Origin of the sequence: uncultured Shewanella sp. (genome assembly GCF_947497935.1) — a bacterium.
Lineage (GTDB): Bacteria > Pseudomonadota > Gammaproteobacteria > Enterobacterales > Shewanellaceae > Shewanella.
The window spans coordinates 52,718-68,677 of sequence record NZ_CANMIO010000009.1; the positions used below are offsets into that span (position 1 = coordinate 52,718).

Sequence of the window (15,960 nt, forward strand, 5' to 3'; positions counted from 1 at the left end):
TGATATAGATATCTGTTTCGTCATTATGGGCTTTTTAAGTTTTCGAAAAGGTTTTATCTTTAGCATCGGCTTAATTATAGCTGGTAGCAAATTCTGTGAAATTTTGCTATTAGCAACTATATAGATATCAAATAGAGAGGATTCCATGCCTGTGACAATGAGTCGGGCGTTTCTTGACAACTTCTTGGGTAACTCACCGAAGTGGTTCAAAATCGCGATCATATCGTTTTTAGTGATCAACCCAATCGTATTTTATTTTAATCCTTTTGTGGCTGGCTGGCTGTTAGTTGTTGAATTTATTTTCACTCTAGCTATGGCACTAAAATGTTACCCACTACAACCGGGTGGTTTATTAGCGATTGAAGCAGTTGCGATTGGCATGACCTCGCCAAGCCAAGTACTGCACGAAATTGAAGCAAACCTTGAAGTAGTACTACTTCTGGTGTTTATGGTCGCCGGTATTTACTTCATGAAGCAGTTGCTACTGTTTGTATTTACTAAAATGATCACTAAGGTACGCTCAAAAGTAGCGGTATCTTTATTGTTCTGTATGGCTTCTGCATTCCTTTCTGCGTTCCTAGATGCACTAACCGTTATTGCCGTTATTATTACAGTAGCTGTGGGTTTCTACTCTATTTACCACAAAGTGGCGTCAGGCAAGACCTTTGGTGAAAGCCATGACCACACCTCTGATGGTCAGAATCAGCTTTGTGAAGAAGAGCTTGAATCTTTCCGTGGGTTCCTACGTAACTTGCTTATGCATGCTGGTGTTGGTACTGCGTTAGGTGGTGTGTGCACCATGGTTGGTGAGCCACAAAACCTAATTATTGCTGCACAAGCAAACTGGCAGTTCGCTGAATTTGCTATCCGTATGTCACCAGTTACTGTACCTGTATTTTTTGCTGGTATTACGACTTGTTTCTTAGTTGAGAAGTTCAAAGTATTTGGTTATGGCCAACAACTACCTGAAGCGGTTCATAAAATCCTTTCTGATTACGACGCTCATGAAGATGCAAACCGCACCAAGCACGATAAAGTTAAGCTTCTAATCCAAGCGATTATCGGTGTATGGTTAATCGCAGGTCTTGCTCTGCATTTAGCATCTGTAGGTCTAATCGGTCTTTCTGTCATTATTCTTGCAACTGCATTTAACGGTATCACTAACGAGCACGCACTCGGTAAAGCCTTCGAAGAAGCCCTACCATTTACGGCGCTATTAGCGGTATTCTTCGCTATCGTTGCAGTGATTATCGATCAACAGTTATTCGCACCTGTTATTCAGTGGGCACTAAGCTATGAAGGTAACACTCAGTTAGTGATTTTCTACATTGCTAACGGACTGCTTTCAATGGTGAGCGATAACGTATTCGTAGGTACTGTTTACATTAACGAAGTGAAATCTGCGCTACTTAATGGCCAAATCACTCGTGATCAGTTTGACCTTCTTGCTGTTGCTATCAACACAGGTACGAACCTGCCTTCTGTTGCGACTCCTAACGGCCAGGCTGCGTTCCTATTCTTACTAACGTCTGCTATCGCTCCACTTATCCGTCTTTCTTACGGAAGAATGGTATGGATGGCACTGCCGTACACTATCGTACTATCTATCGTGGGTGTACTTGCGATTCAGTTAGGTGCGCTAGAGCAGATGACTCAATACTTCTATGACAGTCAAATGTTAATCCATCACTCTGCTCAAGCGGCTGTAGATGGTGTAGTATCATCACATTGATACGCATTTTGTGAACTATTTAACAAATAGTTAGTCATATAAAACGCCCTATTCAATAGGGCGTTTTTTTTTTGCAATGGAGACACTGTCGTTGAATGCACTAATTCGTTTTTCTCACTCTAGAGCCGCCTGGCTAACCCTGATGTTATCTGCGGTCGCACTTGAACTAGCGGCGTTGTTTTTCCAACACATCATGAAATTAGATCCCTGTGTCATGTGTATATACCAACGCGTTGCAGTATTCGGCTTAGTCTTTGCGGGCTTAATAGGCGTTGTTGGGTATCGTTCACGCCTCGCAAGAGCCGCTGGAGTCCTAGTTTGGGGCGTGAGTGCGATTTGGGGATTAAAACTGGCAATAGAACTTGTCGACATGCAGATGAACCCGTCTCCATTTGCAACCTGCTCTTACCTTCCAGAGTTCCCAAGCTGGCTGCAGCTCCATGAATGGCTACCATCAATCTTTATGCCCACAGGCATGTGTACCGATATCCCTTGGGAGTTTATGGGTGTGACTATGGGGCAATGGATGATTGTTGCTTTTAGCGGCTACTTGCTTGCTTTAGTGATTTTCTTCATTCCAGCCTTGAAGAAATAAAACATTAAAGCGACAGATACAAAAACGCCCTATTTCTAGGGCGCTTTTTACTTAGGCTTTCGGCTATTCAACATCTTTCATTGGCCAAAGCACAATATGATCTTCAATATCTCGGATCTTAGTTTCACAGGTAACCTTACCCGCAACTGACATTCCGGCCAATATCATAGCCTCTTTTGAACCCGTTCTTAGCGGATGCCAACTCGGCAACTCTCGCCCTTGGAAAAGGCGGCGGTAGGCACAGCTATCAGGCAACCAGGTGAGTGACTCAACATTTTCTACAGTGACCTTAGTGCAACTCGGTACGAAATTGAAACGCTGCTCATAGCTTTTACAGTGGCCAGCTTTGTTATCGAGTAATTGACACGCAGCATTAGTGTAATAGAGCTCTTCGGTTTCATCGTCGATAAGTTTATTCAAACAACACTTACCACAACCATCACATAATGATTCCCACTCTTCTGTGCTCATCTGCGCTAAGGTTTTTTCATCCCAAAATGCCATGCTTTACTCATTCACTCATATATACCGATTAGCCGAGTATTATACAACGCCCGAGCCACTCAGTGCACTAGTGGCGAAGCTGCCAAAAGTGCACTGAGTTGAAATTTGTGACCTTGATGTTCAAAATTACATCAACAGCGACTAATCCATACAAAAATAGCGACTCTAGGCCGCTATTTGTTGAACAGGCCTTAACCCGCGCAATTAGATGATCGGCGGGTACTTAATTCTTTCTGAAAGGTAAGCGACTGAAATTGCGAAGTAGTCTGAATTATTCCATTGCAATAGACCGCGGTAATTATCATAAATAAGATAGCTACGCCCGGTCACGCCATCTGGCATTACCATAGATATCTGCATATCTTCTCGTTTAGGTAAATCACTGCCATCGAAGCGCCTAACACCCAGCGCTTGCCACTCATTGAAGCTTTTCTTAATACTCAAGTCAGCAAGAGATGGCTCAAACTGTTTGGGCACTTTAACTTGTCTACCCCAGGTTTCAGATGCTTTCCAGCCTGATTGCTGTAGATAATAAGCCGCTGATGCAAAAACATCACTGTCATTACTCCAGATATCCTTGATTCCATCGCCATCGCCGTCTTGCGCGTAGGTTAGATAAACACTAGGTAAGAACAGAGGTAGCCCCATCGAGCCTGTCGAAGTGCCCTTTAGATCAGAAAAAGGGATATGCTCTTGTTCAGCAATCTTTAGAGCAGCAAAGAACTCTTGACGGAAATGTGCTTCGCGCTGGCCCCCATAAGCAAGAGAAGCCGTGACAGATAATACAGGGTAGCTACCCGAATCTTGGCCAAGGTTTGACTCTATGCCCAAAAGCGCCACGATAAAACGCGGCTGAACGCCATAACGTTCGCCAATTTTTTCAAGCTCGGTGTAATGCTGTCGATAAAACGCTCTTGCCAAATCAACCTTTGGCTGAGGTACTATTTGTGGAAGGTATGTTTCAAGTGTGACGGGCTCTTCACTCGAATCCTTATTGGAAACCAGCGCCTTTTTAAACATCTTTATTTTAGGGAAAACATCATCAATCGTTTGCTGACTGAAACCTTTATCTATCGCAGCTTGCTTAAGCTCAGCAACATAGCCACTGAACGTACCTTGATACTCACTTTCGGCCATCGCTGTGGATGATAAAAAACTCAAAGAACAAGCTAAAGCCAGAATCTGTTTCCCTAAAACCATAAATCCCCTTTGTTAGATCTTTTGGGTTTTAATCACTGACTTACTCTGGATTAAAACCAATCTCTTTTTTGTGTTGTTCCAGTAAATTAACAACAGGAGGCGGTAGCTGTAAATAAAATCCTTTTTCTTTGAGCTCAGATCTCACTTTTTTAATATCGGCAAAACCCAAATGGTCTCGCTTTTCAATCGGTAACATCATCACTAATTGTGGCTCACCAAACATGGCCATTAATGCTTCAGGTACACGTTCAAAATCGTTGCGTTTTTCGACGAAAAGGTAACTTTCAGCCTTTCTTAGGCTTTTATATACTGCACAGATCATATACGACTCAATTTCCAAACTATTCAACTTGCCAGCTAAGTAAGCACACTATACCATGGTCCGTTAGGAATATAATGGATATCGGCCCAGCGCTGAACTTTTCTAGAGAGCAATACAGGAATGCAAACACCTAGCCTCGAATTAAAAGGCTCTTCTTTTACTCTTTCTGTACTGCATATCAACAGTGATGATATGGCAGTTATAGCGGCAGAGTTGGATGCTAAGCTCGCTATTGCGCCACAGTTTTTTATTGGTGCACCTTTAGTGGTTAACCTAAGTGCTATTCAAACGAGTAATTTTGACATACTTGGCTTAAAAGAGATATTAACCAGTCGTCAATTAGTCATCGTAGGGATCACAAATGCATCAGCTGAACTGACTAAGCAAGCGAAAGCTATCGGCCTCGCCACGGTAAAGTCGGGTAAAGAATCAAGTTCACAGCCTCAACTGCCTAAAACCACCCAAATCGTCAAACAGAACGTTCGTTCAGGGCAACAGATCTATGCCAAAAATGCCGATCTGATTATTGTCGGTGCGGTCGGTAATGGAGCAGAAGTCATCGCCGATGGCAGTATCCATATATACGGTACATTGCGTGGTAAAGCGATGGCTGGCGCCTCAGGCGACAGACAGGCTGTTATCATGGCAAAGAAACTTGAAGCAGAGCTAGTATCGATTGCAGGTCAATACTGGTTAACTGAGAACCTTCAGCAAAACGGAGCCGCACCAAGCGGTTGTATTCGTCTAGAAGGCGAGTCGCTTACGGTTGAATCATTGCCTCTTTAAATAGAGTGTAAATTAGAAAGGATTATTATCAATGGCACAGATTATTGTTGTCACATCGGGTAAAGGTGGCGTGGGTAAAACCACCTCAAGTGCTGCAATTGCCACAGGTCTTGCAATGAAAGGCCACAAAACGGTTGTTATCGATTTTGATATCGGACTGCGTAACCTAGATTTAATCATGGGCTGTGAACGCCGCGTAGTCTATGACTTTGTTAACGTAATTAATGGCGAAGCTAATCTTAATCAAGCCCTGATTAAAGATAAACGCACTCCAAAACTATTCGTATTACCCGCTTCTCAGACTCGTGATAAAGATGCCTTAACTAAAGAAGGCGTGGGTAAGGTTCTTGAAGATTTAGCTAAAGATTTTGAGTACATTATTTGTGACTCACCAGCGGGTATCGAAACCGGTGCTATGATGGCGCTGTATTTTGCTGATACAGCGATTGTAACGACCAACCCAGAAGTCAGCTCTGTACGTGACTCAGACCGAATTCTTGGTATGTTACAGAGTAAATCTAAGCGTGCAGAAGAAGGACTAGAGCCAGTCAAAGAGTATTTACTATTGACTCGTTACTCTCCCGCTCGCGTGACAACAGGCGAAATGCTAAGTGTTCAAGATGTTGAAGAGATCTTAGCAATTCCATTACTGGGAGTTATCCCGGAATCACAAGCCGTATTAAAAGCCTCTAACTCTGGTGTACCTGTCATTATCGATCAAGAAAGCGATGCAGGTATGGCCTACAGCGATGCTGTAGAAAGGTTATTAGGTGAAGAACTGCCTTTCCGATTTCTTACGGAAGAGAAGAAAGGTTTCTTAAAACGAATTTTTGGTAGCTAACTTATGTCTCTTCTTGATTATTTTAAAACGAAAAAGGAACCAAGCACTGCGGTCACAGCGAAAGAAAGACTGCAAATTATCGTAGCTCATCAACGAGGGGAGCGTGAAGCGCCAGATTACTTCCCTCAAATGAAGCAAGAGATCATTGAGGTGATCCGTAAGTATGTGCAAGTTGGTCCAGACCAAGTCTCGGTTCAACTAGAGCAGACTGACGATCATTTCTCAGTGCTTGAGCTTAACGTAACTTTGCCTGAAAAAGCTTAGGCTAAGCGTTAAAGAAGAACAATGAAAAAGCCCGCAATTTGCGGGCTTTTTTGTTTTACGAATTGGTATTATAACTTCAGTTCAGATAAGGGCTCAGCAACGATCGCTTCTCGCCATCCCTTTAGTATCAGTGGCTTATCGCCTTTCTTCGCATCCCAAATCCACTGTAAGTATTCATGTATATACTTTTTAGAGCCTAATAACTCTAACGGAATACTCTTAGCCTCAGCTTGCTCAGTAATGCAGTTTTTAATGCTCTTAAATGCATTTTTATAACCCGTTTTAAGGGCGATAACATCTAACGGCTTAGGCGGATTATCGTAACTGACACTCGTTATGATTTTAATGATCTCTTTGCCATGAATTCGCTTTTCCTGCTCCGTAAGTTCTGACATTTTGAAGAGATCATTCGTCGACTTAGGTTGCTTCTTGGCTAAAGCAATCAACGCGTGATCTTTAACAACAAAGCCCAAAGCGAGATCTTTTTGTAATGCACGTTTAAGACGCCACTGAGATAAATCCCTTAATACTGCCAATTGATTGGAAGATAGCTGAAAAGCATTTTTCACTTTTAGATAAGCTGTCTCAGGATCCGGAGTATCTAAACGTCCTTGAGTCATACGAACGCCCTCTTCATAGACCCAATCGAGTCTGCCCTGCTCTTCTAATAACTTAACCAGTTGCGGGTAGAGCTTATAAAGGTAATAAACATCATTTGCGGCGTAGTTCAGCTGTGCCTCAGTCAAAGGTCTTTTAAGCCAGTCGGTACGAGACTCACCTTTATCTAAACTGACTTCCAGAGTTTGCTCTACAAGTTTGGCATAACCTAGACCATGCCCCATTCCAGCAAGGCCAGCGGCTATTTGGCTATCAAATAGATTAGCAGGCTGACATTGACCATAGCGTGCAAACACTTCTAAGTCTTCACTACATGAATGCAGCAACTTAACGCTGTTTTCTTTCTTTAATAATTGCCAAAATAAATCTAGGTTACTCACCGCTAATGGATCAATTAACGCTAGCGTCTTACCGTCATAGGCTTGAATAAGGCCCAATCTTGCATAATAGGTACGAGTACGAACAAATTCTGTGTCTAGCACCAATAAATCAGCATCTTGGTATTGCTCTACAAGGGCCGCTAAACTGGCATCATCTTCAATATATTGAAACGCTAACAAAGTTGTCTACTCCATAAATATGCAAAAGCCGGCTATTGCCGGCTTTAGTGTATCAAAAGTGGCAATCACCACTTAATGACTGACGAGGTTAGTCTTACTTAACCTCATCTCTCAATTCCCTACGCAGGATCTTACCTACGTTGGTTTTAGGCAGTTCATCTCTAAATTCTACCAGCTTAGGGATCTTATAGCCCGTCAAATGCACGCGACAATGCTTGATTACATCCTCTTTGGTCAAAGATTTATCGTTTGCGACCACAAACACCTTAACCAACTCGCCTGAAACTTCATGAGGCACACCGACTGCTGCGACTTCAATCACCTTTGGATGCAATGCTACCACTTCTTCTACTTCATTCGGGAATACATTGAATCCAGAAACTAAGATCATATCTTTCTTACGGTCAACAATGAAGAAGTAGCCTTTTTCATCCATATAACCGATATCACCAGTAGCCAAGTAACCTTGTGGGTCGATGACATTACTGGTTTCTTCTGGACGCTGCCAATATCCCACCATCACCTGTGGACCTTTTGCAAACAGCTCGCCAATCTCACCTTGCGCTAGAACTTTACCGTCATCGTCACGTACTTGAATATCAGTATTGGCAACAGGGAAACCGATTGAACCATTGTAGCCATCAAGGTTATATGGACAACAGGTCACCAGTGGCGCGGCTTCTGTTAGGCCATAACCTTCAAGCAGGCGAGTTTTAGTTAACCCCTGCCATTTGTCGGCAACAGCGCGCTGCACTGCCATACCGCCACCAATTGATAATTTAAGCTCTGTGAAATTTAGCTTCGCGAAGTCTTCATTGTTCACCAAGGCATTAAACAAGGTATTGACACCCGTTAACACGGTAAACGGGTGCTTAGATAACTCTCCAATGAAGGCAGGTAGATCACGCGGATTGGTGATAAGTAAGTTATTTGCGCCTTTATGGATAAATAGCAAACAGTTAACTGTTAGTGCAAAAATATGATACAAGGGTAATGCCGTTACTACGAACTCTTTACCGTCATCTAGCATAGGGCCATAGGCTGCGTCCGCTTGTAAAAGGTTACTCACAACATTGCCGTGGCTAAGCATGGCGCCTTTCGACACACCCGTTGTTCCACCAGTGTATTGTAAGAAGGCTAAATCATCTTTTTTAACGGTTGGCTTTACATACTGCAAACGGCGACCTTTATATAGCGCCTTACGCATAGAGATAGCCTGTGGCAAATGGTATTTAGGTACCATCTTCTTGATGTACTTAACGACGAAGTTAACTAGAGTACGCTTGGGCGCACTGAGTAGATCGCCAAGCCCTGTCAAAATAACACTTTCGACCGGAGTTTCGGCAACCACTTTTTCTAAGGTGTGAGCGAAATTGGAAACGACAACAATCGCTTTGGCGCCTGAATCGGTCAATTGGTGTTTAAGTTCACGTGGGGTATACAATGGATTGACGTTAACTACCACCATACCTGCTCGTAAAATACCAAACAAAGCAATTGGATATTGCAGTAAGTTAGGCATCATAATGGCGACACGATCACCTTTATTCAACTTCAAATCATTTTGCAGATAAGCCGCAAAAGCTCGGCTGCGCTCTTCAAGTTTGCGGTACGTTAAGGTTGCGCCCATATTCACGAACGCAGGTTGATCCGCATATTTATTCACCGATGTTTCGAACAGATCGACAAGCGATGCATATTGTTCTACATCAATTTCAGAAGGCACATCATCTGGTAAATTATTAATCCAAAGTTGGTCCACAAAAATCTCCTAATATCTCCAGCTGCGGTATAAACAATACCACAATGGTCGTTAGCAGCTTGCCAATGAGCAAGCTAACATACTGTCTATTCTTTATATTTATTGGAAACGCCGATAAATCATACGAGCGTTTAAATTTTGATTATCATCACATAAATGGGACAAAAATCCTAGCCTCTTTTTTTCTTAGCCATTTAAGAAGGCTCTAATGACCTTTGAAACCTGATCAGCGCTCCCCATATGAAGGTGATGGTCCCCCTCAATCGCTACACTATGTAATCGCTCAAACCAACGATTTGCTATAGGGATCGCCTCACGTAACTGAGGAAAACCTCGGCTACCTGAAATTAAAAGAGTGTTGACTTTATGGGCTTGCATTAAGGCATCGACTTGAGAAAATGTCAGTCTTAAAGGGGAGTCTAATTTTAAGCGCGGATCACTGCGCCAGCATACCCCAGAATCGAAGATTTGCATATTGCGCTGGGTCAATAATTCGCACCATTGCAGCTCTAGTGCGGTTAATTTGTGCCGTGCGTGCACAGCGACAGCCATATCTCGGTAAACACTGGCGGGTTTATCTATTGAGGCGAGAAACCTGCGGTGACCACTAAAGCTCTTATCTAGCCTTTTTTTGGCCTTAGTTTCATCTTCATAAAGTGGAGATAGCGCCTCTATTAAGATCAAATTTTCGACCCTATCAGGAAATGTAGCCGCATAAGCCGACGCAATAATTCCACCGAGTGAGTGACCTAATATTACCACTGGCGCTTGATTACTTGGCAATCTATCGAGTAAAGCATCGAGATCATACAAATAATCAATCCAATGCAAAGGGTAAGCGCCCGGACGATGATCTGAAGCACCATGTCCGGGCCAATCGATGGCGAGAATTTGATAATCGGTTAAATATTCACTCAAGGGCTGAAAGCTATTGGCATTATCTAACCAACCATGCAGCGCTAATATCAGTGGCTTATCCGAGTCCCCCCATAGCCGTCCGGCTAATTTAATATGGGGTAACTGGATACTAATTTCATCACCAAATTCTCGTACTAAGCTCATCTATAGTCTTACTTTTTAACAAATTTCAGCGTCATTCTATCGCTTTCGCCGATAGCGAGGTACTTTTCTTTGTCTTGTCCATCAAGTGCTAGCCTAGGGGGCAGTGTCCAAACGCCTTTTGGATAGTCTTTGGTATCTTTGATATTGGCGTTGACCTCAGAACTAGCTACCAGTGTGAAACCTGCTTTTTCAGCTAGTTTTATCACCTCAGCTTGATCCATATAACCTGTTTTAACGTCCATATCCGGCTCGCCTCTGTGCTCAACAATACCGAATGTACCACCGGGCTTAAGCACTTTATACGCAGAGTCAAATACAGGCTCTAAATAGCCTTTCATCGCCCAGTTATGCAAGTTTCTGAAGGTTAGCACTGCATCGGCGCTATTATCATCTCCCATAGCGTAATAGCTAGGAGGATCGAATGTTACTATGCTGGCTGAGCCGACTTGAGCCTTATTATCTTTTAACCAAGCTTCAAACTTCTTACCCACTTTTGGACGATAGCCATTTCTAGCCTTCTCATCTGCCGGGTTAGTATCAAAGTTACCTGCGATATATTGCCCCTCTTTAGCTAAATAAGGCGCTAAAATTTCGGCGTACCAACCGCCACCGGGCCATAGCTCGATTACGGTGTCGCTAGGCTTAATCTCAAAGAAGCTGAGGGTCTGTTCTGGATGGCGGTATTGATCACGAGCGCTATTTTTAGCTTGTCTAAAGTCACTACTTACCGCTGTTTCTAAGGCTGTATTCTCATGATTATGTGCATTGACCATAGTACTTAACGATAGGCTACACGTGCTTGCAAGCAAAACACTTGCCGCTAACATTGTCTTTTTCATTGTAATTCCCCTATTGATGACAGACATCAACCTAGCAGGTCAGTTAACAAAAAACCAACCACTATAAACAGAGCGTTACATTTTAATTTTTTGACTGCGCTTTTCTGCTGCGCTGTCGACTCTACGCCAACATAGAAAGAGCATCAAAGCACTTGTGGCTAGCCATATACCCACCCAAAACCAGGCTGGCAACCAACTTGCTCCAGCCAGCATATTGGCATCACCCTGCCCTTCTAGACCCAATAACACCATGGGACTTGCTAAAGCATTTAATATTATCATCAGTGCTATGACCCTCAGGCCACTGGCAAGAAATTGATTTTGCTTAAGCTTTAGGGGCAATAAAAATAACACCGCCAAACTCACTAGAATGGAAACAGTCAGTAGATCCCGTGCCCAGAGTATGGTTGTCAGGATCACAGCGCCCCCTAGAATCGCGAAACTAATGCGTATTCCACGGGGCCATGTAGCAAACATGAAGATGAGATAGCCCCATAACGCCGCGCCAAAGTAACCCGCAAAGCCAATCAATAGCGGCCATCCTCCCTGACTAAAACATAGCCCGGCGCCATTAGGAAACAGCTGAATATGACTGACAAGACCGCCGCTTATGACCGTCGCGAGGCCATGGGAAAGCTCGTGAAAATAACTTTCCAACCATTTAAATGGCACGCTAATAAAGGGCAAGCGAGTCACTAAGAAGGCAATAAAGAGTTCGAGCAAGAAACGCGTACGCCCAGGGGCGCCGGAGGTGCGTGGAACTAACGTAGCCGAGTGAGCGGAATGGTGTTCAGGCATAAGTATCTATGCCTACCATCTGTTGGATCTCTTCTCGTTTAGCGGCATGTTGATTGATGAGATATTGTGCCACTGCACCTCGTTGTCCACTCGTTTGGTTTTCATATTCTACATGAGCACCAAGCCGTGACTGAAGTGCTGCAGCATCTTCGTGATAATCATTAACCACTAACGCTTGCTGAGCTTTTATCGACGATGCAGCTTCAACACTAGCAGTGTCGACAGCTTTCGCCTGACTTGAGGCGATAGACTTGTTGATTTCAACTTTATTTGCAGTAAGTTGGCTGGTGTTGATCTGCATTCTATCGTCCTTAATTCACTCAGAAAATACTTTCCTTAAACGGTAAAGACTACTCTCTGCCTGGTAATTTCTGCCATGTTACTGTATCACGCAGATAAACAGGCGCTAACTCATCGACAGAGGTACTTTGGCCTTTGTCTACGCCATCTTGAGCCAGTGCTAACATGTATTTGGCTTCAGGGAACTTTGCCGCCTCACATAAAGACATAGTCTCACTGTGCTCTAGTATTTCAGGATAAGCATCAAAACCTGTACCACAAACCGCAATCGGCTGAGTTAAGTCTAGAGTTAACACGATATCGGTGGGCGCACTGACCACTTCTTCATTCACTAAGGTCGCTAGCCCATCCACCGCAATATACTGCCCCCAGTAGACCTCACCCATACGAGCATCGATAGCGGCTAACACTTGAGTCGCCCCTTTATCGATAGCCGATTGTGCCATGGCCGCTAAGGTTGAAATGCCGATAACAGGTAACTCCTGACCTAAAGCCAGCCCTTGGGTAATACTGGTACAAATTCGGATTCCAGTGAAGCTGCCAGGCCCTCTTCCGTAAGCAATGACATCGACATCTTGCAGCTTTAACTGGGCTTGAGCCAATACCGATTTAACCATAGGCAATAAACGCTGACTATGCTCGCGCGGCGCATCCGCTTGCTCACTATAGACAACACCTTGATGGCTAACCGCAGCAGAACACGACTCAGTGCAGGTATCGAGTGCGAGTACGCTCAACTGTGTCGTATCGTTAGAATCTTTTGTCATGAATTACTTACCAAACCTATTAATTGTATGATTTAACATCGAAATAAGGTGCAAAAAAACCACACTATAAGCCGACGATTAAAGGCTCAACCAAACTCGTTTCGACGAACGACTCGGTGAATATTTATTACGGCAATTATACCCCAACTAAAGCCAAAGCATTAAGTCCTAAGGCCAAAATACTTACTCCATACGCTAATCTAGTCAAAATAGTTCTTTAAGTCACTGGCAGGCAAAATACAACAAACATATGCTTAAGTTTAATGAATCACTCATGAAAGTAAGCTAAAACGGTTAAATTGCTCTAAATTTAGAGATTAGCTCAAGATTATTAGAGCAAAGATAAGGCTCAAGGAGGTGGAATGCGACAGATCACCATAGATTGGTTGCGTTTATTTCGTTACTCACTGTTGTTCATCATCTTTTCTATGTTGATGACCGTCTTTATGTTGATCTGGTTTTCTAATAGTCTGAAAGAAGCTTGGCAGAAAGGCTTGATGTTAACATTTTCAGAGTATGAGATGACCCTCGAGCTAACACTCACACTGCTCATATACATTAGCTTTCCACTGCTACTGTTTCGCTTTCTCTACTACTTTTCTAAAATGCTCTATCGCGGTCGTAACCCTGGAGTTGCACTCATTAGCTATAAAACTCTCTTTAACCCATTAAATTTTTTACTGTTTCCAAGCTTACTCAATCCACAAGGGTTAACTTATCGCCGACGTTGTCTACTAGCACTCATCTTACTGACCGCCATCTATTTTCTCATTTTACTGATCACTTGATCTGCTCTAAAAAGGCGGTTGCCTTATCTAAGTCTCGGGTCCTCGACATTGGGGGCAAAGAGTTTAAAAAAGCTTGGCCATATGGCTTATTAACGATTCTATTGTCACATAAAATCAGCACGCCTTTATCTTTCTCATCTCGGATCAAACGCCCAACGCCCTGATTTAACGTGATCACCGCTTGTGGCAATGAAATTTCACTGAAAGGGTCTTTGCCCTCTCGCTCAATACTTTCGCTTCGTGCTCGAAACAAATTGTCATCGGGTGAGATAAAGGGAAGCTTATCGATGATCACACAACTCAGCAGTCGACCACGTACATCGACCCCTTCCCAAAAGGCGCCAGTACCAAGTAATACCGCATTGCCAAGCTGACGATATTTCTTTAACAAGCTCTGTTTGCCCGCCTGCCCCTGAACCAAAAGTGGATAACTCACCCTTCTTTGCAGTGCTGGTGCAACAAGGTTTAGCATTCTATGGCTTGTAAACAGGATGAAGGTTCGGCCTTTTGCGGCATTAACCGCCTTGACACAGACATCAACAAATTGCGACAACGCAGCATGATGGTTACTCACACTCGCTAAATGCCGAGGCACACAAAAAAGTGCATTATTCGCATAATCAAAAGGACTTTCTAACAACATCTCCTGACACTGAGTTAAACCCAGCTGTCTGGTAAACAAACTTAAATCACGATTAATTTGTAGGGTTGCCGAAGTGAAAATCCAAGAAACATTAGACTCAAAGAGTTTACGACACTCTCTAGCCACATCAATGGGCGCGATACGCAGTACCAAATAACGATGACCATAATCGATACTGTAAGCCGCCTGATTGTTCTCACAGAGGAAAAATAGCTCTAACTTATTTGTGATGACCTCTAGTTTCTCGATTGTATCGTCTAGGTTATCACTGCGCCCAACATGGCCTAACAAGAGACTCTGCAGCACTTTAATCTCTTTAATTAATCCCCAAGACAGTACCGACAAAGCTTTATTACCTAATAGGCGGCGCCAATCGCTATCTCCTAGTTCAAACAACATCTGATGCCACTCATTTAAAATAGCGGCGCAGCGAGAACTCAATGCTTCTATCTGTTTAGCATCTCTAAGCTCTTGACGATAAATGTCAATTAATTTGTCAAATAGATCGGAGAGTTGCCTCGTTGAACACTGCTGACCAAAATAAGTCACAGCAATATCAGGGAGCAGGTGCGCCTCATCAAAAATCACCACATCAGAATCCGGAAGTAACTCAGCGAAACCCGTTTCTTTTATGATCCTATCGGCTAAAAATAGATGATGGTTAACCACGATAACCCGCGCATCCATGGCTCGGTTGCGGGCCTTACGGGTGAAGCACTCCTCATAATAATCGCAGCGCTGGCCAGTGCAGCTCTCTTTACTACTGACAATTAACGGTATCGCGGGAGAATTTTCAGCTACTGCCGTCAGGCCACCAATATCACCATCAGTTGTTTGTCCTGCCCACTGATTAATTCTGAGCAGATCATCTAATACCTGAGTTTCCATCGAGCTTGCGCCCGATAGCTCTTTCTCCATCAAATGTTGGCACAGGTAGTTATTACGGCCTTTTAGCAAAGCGACTTTTGGCGTCAGACCAAGCATAGCCAGCAAGGCAGGTAGGTCTTTGTAAAATAGCTGCTCTTGCAGGTTTTTACTGCCAGTGCTAATAATGACTTGCTTGCCACTCAATAGCGCGGGGATCAGATAAGCAAAGGTTTTACCAACCCCCGTGCCCGCCTCAACCACTAGGTTTTTACGACTATGAATAGATTCTGCTACGGCGTGAGCCATCTCGGCTTGCACATCTCGGCGACTAAAGCCTTTAATCGATTGGGCTAATACACCTTGGCTTGAAAATGCAGCAGCGACTTGTTGTGTTAATCTAACGCTCAAGTGGTTGGGAACCTTTAATTAGCCTGCACGGCTTACTTTACAGAGTGTGGTGAAGTTTATCTTAATTAGCGTTGCAAGATTAGCTTTTGTTTTATCCGCTCTCTTATCCATTGCAGGTAAAACATCACTTGAAATTGTCTTATTTTCAGAACAGTACTCTATTAACACTGGTTTGAGTTATCGAAATTAGGCTAAAAATGACATTTAGATGAAGTTTACTCATCTGATGAAATAAGTGGTTGCAATCATTTTTAAAACTGATTAATTTAAATACTAAGACAAACAAGTCGCTTAGCTCAATGAG

The 15,960-nt window shown here is 43.3% G+C and carries 17 protein-coding genes; 6 read left to right on the top strand and 11 right to left on the bottom strand.

The window, feature by feature from the left end; translation table 11 throughout:
• Positions 1-145: 145 nt before the first annotated feature.
• Positions 146-1,732, top strand: a complete 1,587-nt coding sequence (nhaB, locus tag Q1A86_RS12040) for a sodium/proton antiporter NhaB (protein WP_299806830.1) — start codon at positions 146-148, stop codon at positions 1,730-1,732.
• Positions 1,733-1,823: 91 nt separating this feature from the next.
• Positions 1,824-2,327: a disulfide bond formation protein DsbB gene (dsbB, locus tag Q1A86_RS12045; RefSeq protein WP_299806832.1), complete on the top strand. Its 504-nt coding sequence runs from the start codon at positions 1,824-1,826 to the stop codon at positions 2,325-2,327.
• Between the two features lie 63 nt (positions 2,328-2,390).
• Here dsbB and Q1A86_RS12050 read toward each other — a convergent pair whose 3' ends face one another.
• From Q1A86_RS12050 to Q1A86_RS12060, 3 genes are all read right to left on the bottom strand, one after another.
• A complete protein-coding gene (locus Q1A86_RS12050) occupies positions 2,391-2,831 on the bottom strand; it encodes a YcgN family cysteine cluster protein (protein WP_299806834.1) in 441 nt (146 codons plus the stop codon).
• 204 nt (positions 2,832-3,035) lie between these two features.
• Positions 3,036-4,031 (bottom strand): lytic transglycosylase domain-containing protein, encoded by a 996-nt coding sequence (locus Q1A86_RS12055; protein ID WP_299806836.1) that lies wholly within the window; start codon positions 4,029-4,031, stop codon positions 3,036-3,038.
• Positions 4,032-4,071: 40 nt separating this feature from the next.
• The gene (locus tag Q1A86_RS12060; protein WP_299806838.1) at positions 4,072-4,353 is read right to left on the bottom strand and encodes a YcgL domain-containing protein; all 282 of its coding nucleotides are present in this window, start codon (positions 4,351-4,353) and stop codon (positions 4,072-4,074) included.
• Positions 4,354-4,473: 120 nt separating this feature from the next.
• Here Q1A86_RS12060 and minC point away from each other — a divergent pair, with 120 nt between their 5' ends.
• From minC to minE, 3 genes are read left to right on the top strand one after another with little or no spacing between them, the layout of a single operon-like run.
• Positions 4,474-5,139 (top strand): septum site-determining protein MinC, encoded by a 666-nt coding sequence (gene minC, locus Q1A86_RS12065; protein WP_299806840.1) that lies wholly within the window; start codon positions 4,474-4,476, stop codon positions 5,137-5,139.
• A gap of 31 nt (positions 5,140-5,170) precedes the next feature.
• A complete protein-coding gene (gene minD, locus Q1A86_RS12070; protein ID WP_299806842.1) occupies positions 5,171-5,980 on the top strand; it encodes a septum site-determining protein MinD in 810 nt (269 codons plus the stop codon).
• A gap of 3 nt (positions 5,981-5,983) precedes the next feature.
• Positions 5,984-6,244 carry a cell division topological specificity factor MinE gene (minE, locus tag Q1A86_RS12075; protein WP_220761325.1) on the top strand — a complete coding sequence of 87 codons (261 nt, stop codon included), beginning with the start codon at positions 5,984-5,986 and terminating at the stop codon, positions 6,242-6,244.
• A gap of 68 nt (positions 6,245-6,312) precedes the next feature.
• On the opposite strand, the gene rnd is transcribed toward minE, so the two are convergent.
• From rnd to tsaB, 7 genes are all read right to left on the bottom strand, one after another.
• Positions 6,313-7,422 (bottom strand): ribonuclease D, encoded by a 1,110-nt coding sequence (rnd, locus tag Q1A86_RS12080; RefSeq protein ID WP_299806845.1) that lies wholly within the window; start codon positions 7,420-7,422, stop codon positions 6,313-6,315.
• Between the two features lie 94 nt (positions 7,423-7,516).
• A complete protein-coding gene (gene fadD, locus Q1A86_RS12085) occupies positions 7,517-9,184 on the bottom strand; it encodes a long-chain-fatty-acid--CoA ligase FadD (RefSeq protein ID WP_299806847.1) in 1,668 nt (555 codons plus the stop codon).
• A gap of 186 nt (positions 9,185-9,370) precedes the next feature.
• Positions 9,371-10,246 carry an alpha/beta fold hydrolase gene (locus Q1A86_RS12090; RefSeq protein ID WP_299806849.1) on the bottom strand — a complete coding sequence of 292 codons (876 nt, stop codon included), beginning with the start codon at positions 10,244-10,246 and terminating at the stop codon, positions 9,371-9,373.
• Between the two features lie 8 nt (positions 10,247-10,254).
• Positions 10,255-11,085 carry a methyltransferase gene (locus Q1A86_RS12095; RefSeq protein WP_299806851.1) on the bottom strand — a complete coding sequence of 277 codons (831 nt, stop codon included), beginning with the start codon at positions 11,083-11,085 and terminating at the stop codon, positions 10,255-10,257.
• Between the two features lie 75 nt (positions 11,086-11,160).
• A complete protein-coding gene (locus tag Q1A86_RS12100; protein WP_299806853.1) occupies positions 11,161-11,883 on the bottom strand; it encodes a M50 family metallopeptidase in 723 nt (240 codons plus the stop codon).
• On the bottom strand, positions 11,876-12,184 hold the full coding sequence (locus tag Q1A86_RS12105) for a hypothetical protein (RefSeq protein WP_299806855.1): 309 nt from the start codon (positions 12,182-12,184) through the stop codon (positions 11,876-11,878). The genes Q1A86_RS12100 and Q1A86_RS12105 overlap by 8 nt, the downstream gene beginning before the upstream one ends.
• 49 nt (positions 12,185-12,233) lie before the next feature.
• Positions 12,234-12,950, bottom strand: a complete 717-nt coding sequence (gene tsaB, locus Q1A86_RS12110) for a tRNA (adenosine(37)-N6)-threonylcarbamoyltransferase complex dimerization subunit type 1 TsaB (RefSeq protein WP_299806857.1) — start codon at positions 12,948-12,950, stop codon at positions 12,234-12,236.
• Between the two features lie 362 nt (positions 12,951-13,312).
• Between tsaB and Q1A86_RS12115 the strand changes: the two genes are divergently transcribed.
• Complete coding sequence (locus Q1A86_RS12115; RefSeq protein ID WP_299806859.1) at positions 13,313-13,738, top strand: hypothetical protein; 426 nt, start codon at positions 13,313-13,315, stop codon at positions 13,736-13,738.
• On the opposite strand, the gene Q1A86_RS12120 is transcribed toward Q1A86_RS12115, so the two are convergent.
• Positions 13,731-15,656, bottom strand: a complete 1,926-nt coding sequence (locus Q1A86_RS12120) for an ATP-dependent DNA helicase (RefSeq protein WP_299806861.1) — start codon at positions 15,654-15,656, stop codon at positions 13,731-13,733. The genes Q1A86_RS12115 and Q1A86_RS12120 overlap by 8 nt on opposite strands.
• Positions 15,657-15,960 lie beyond the last annotated feature (304 nt).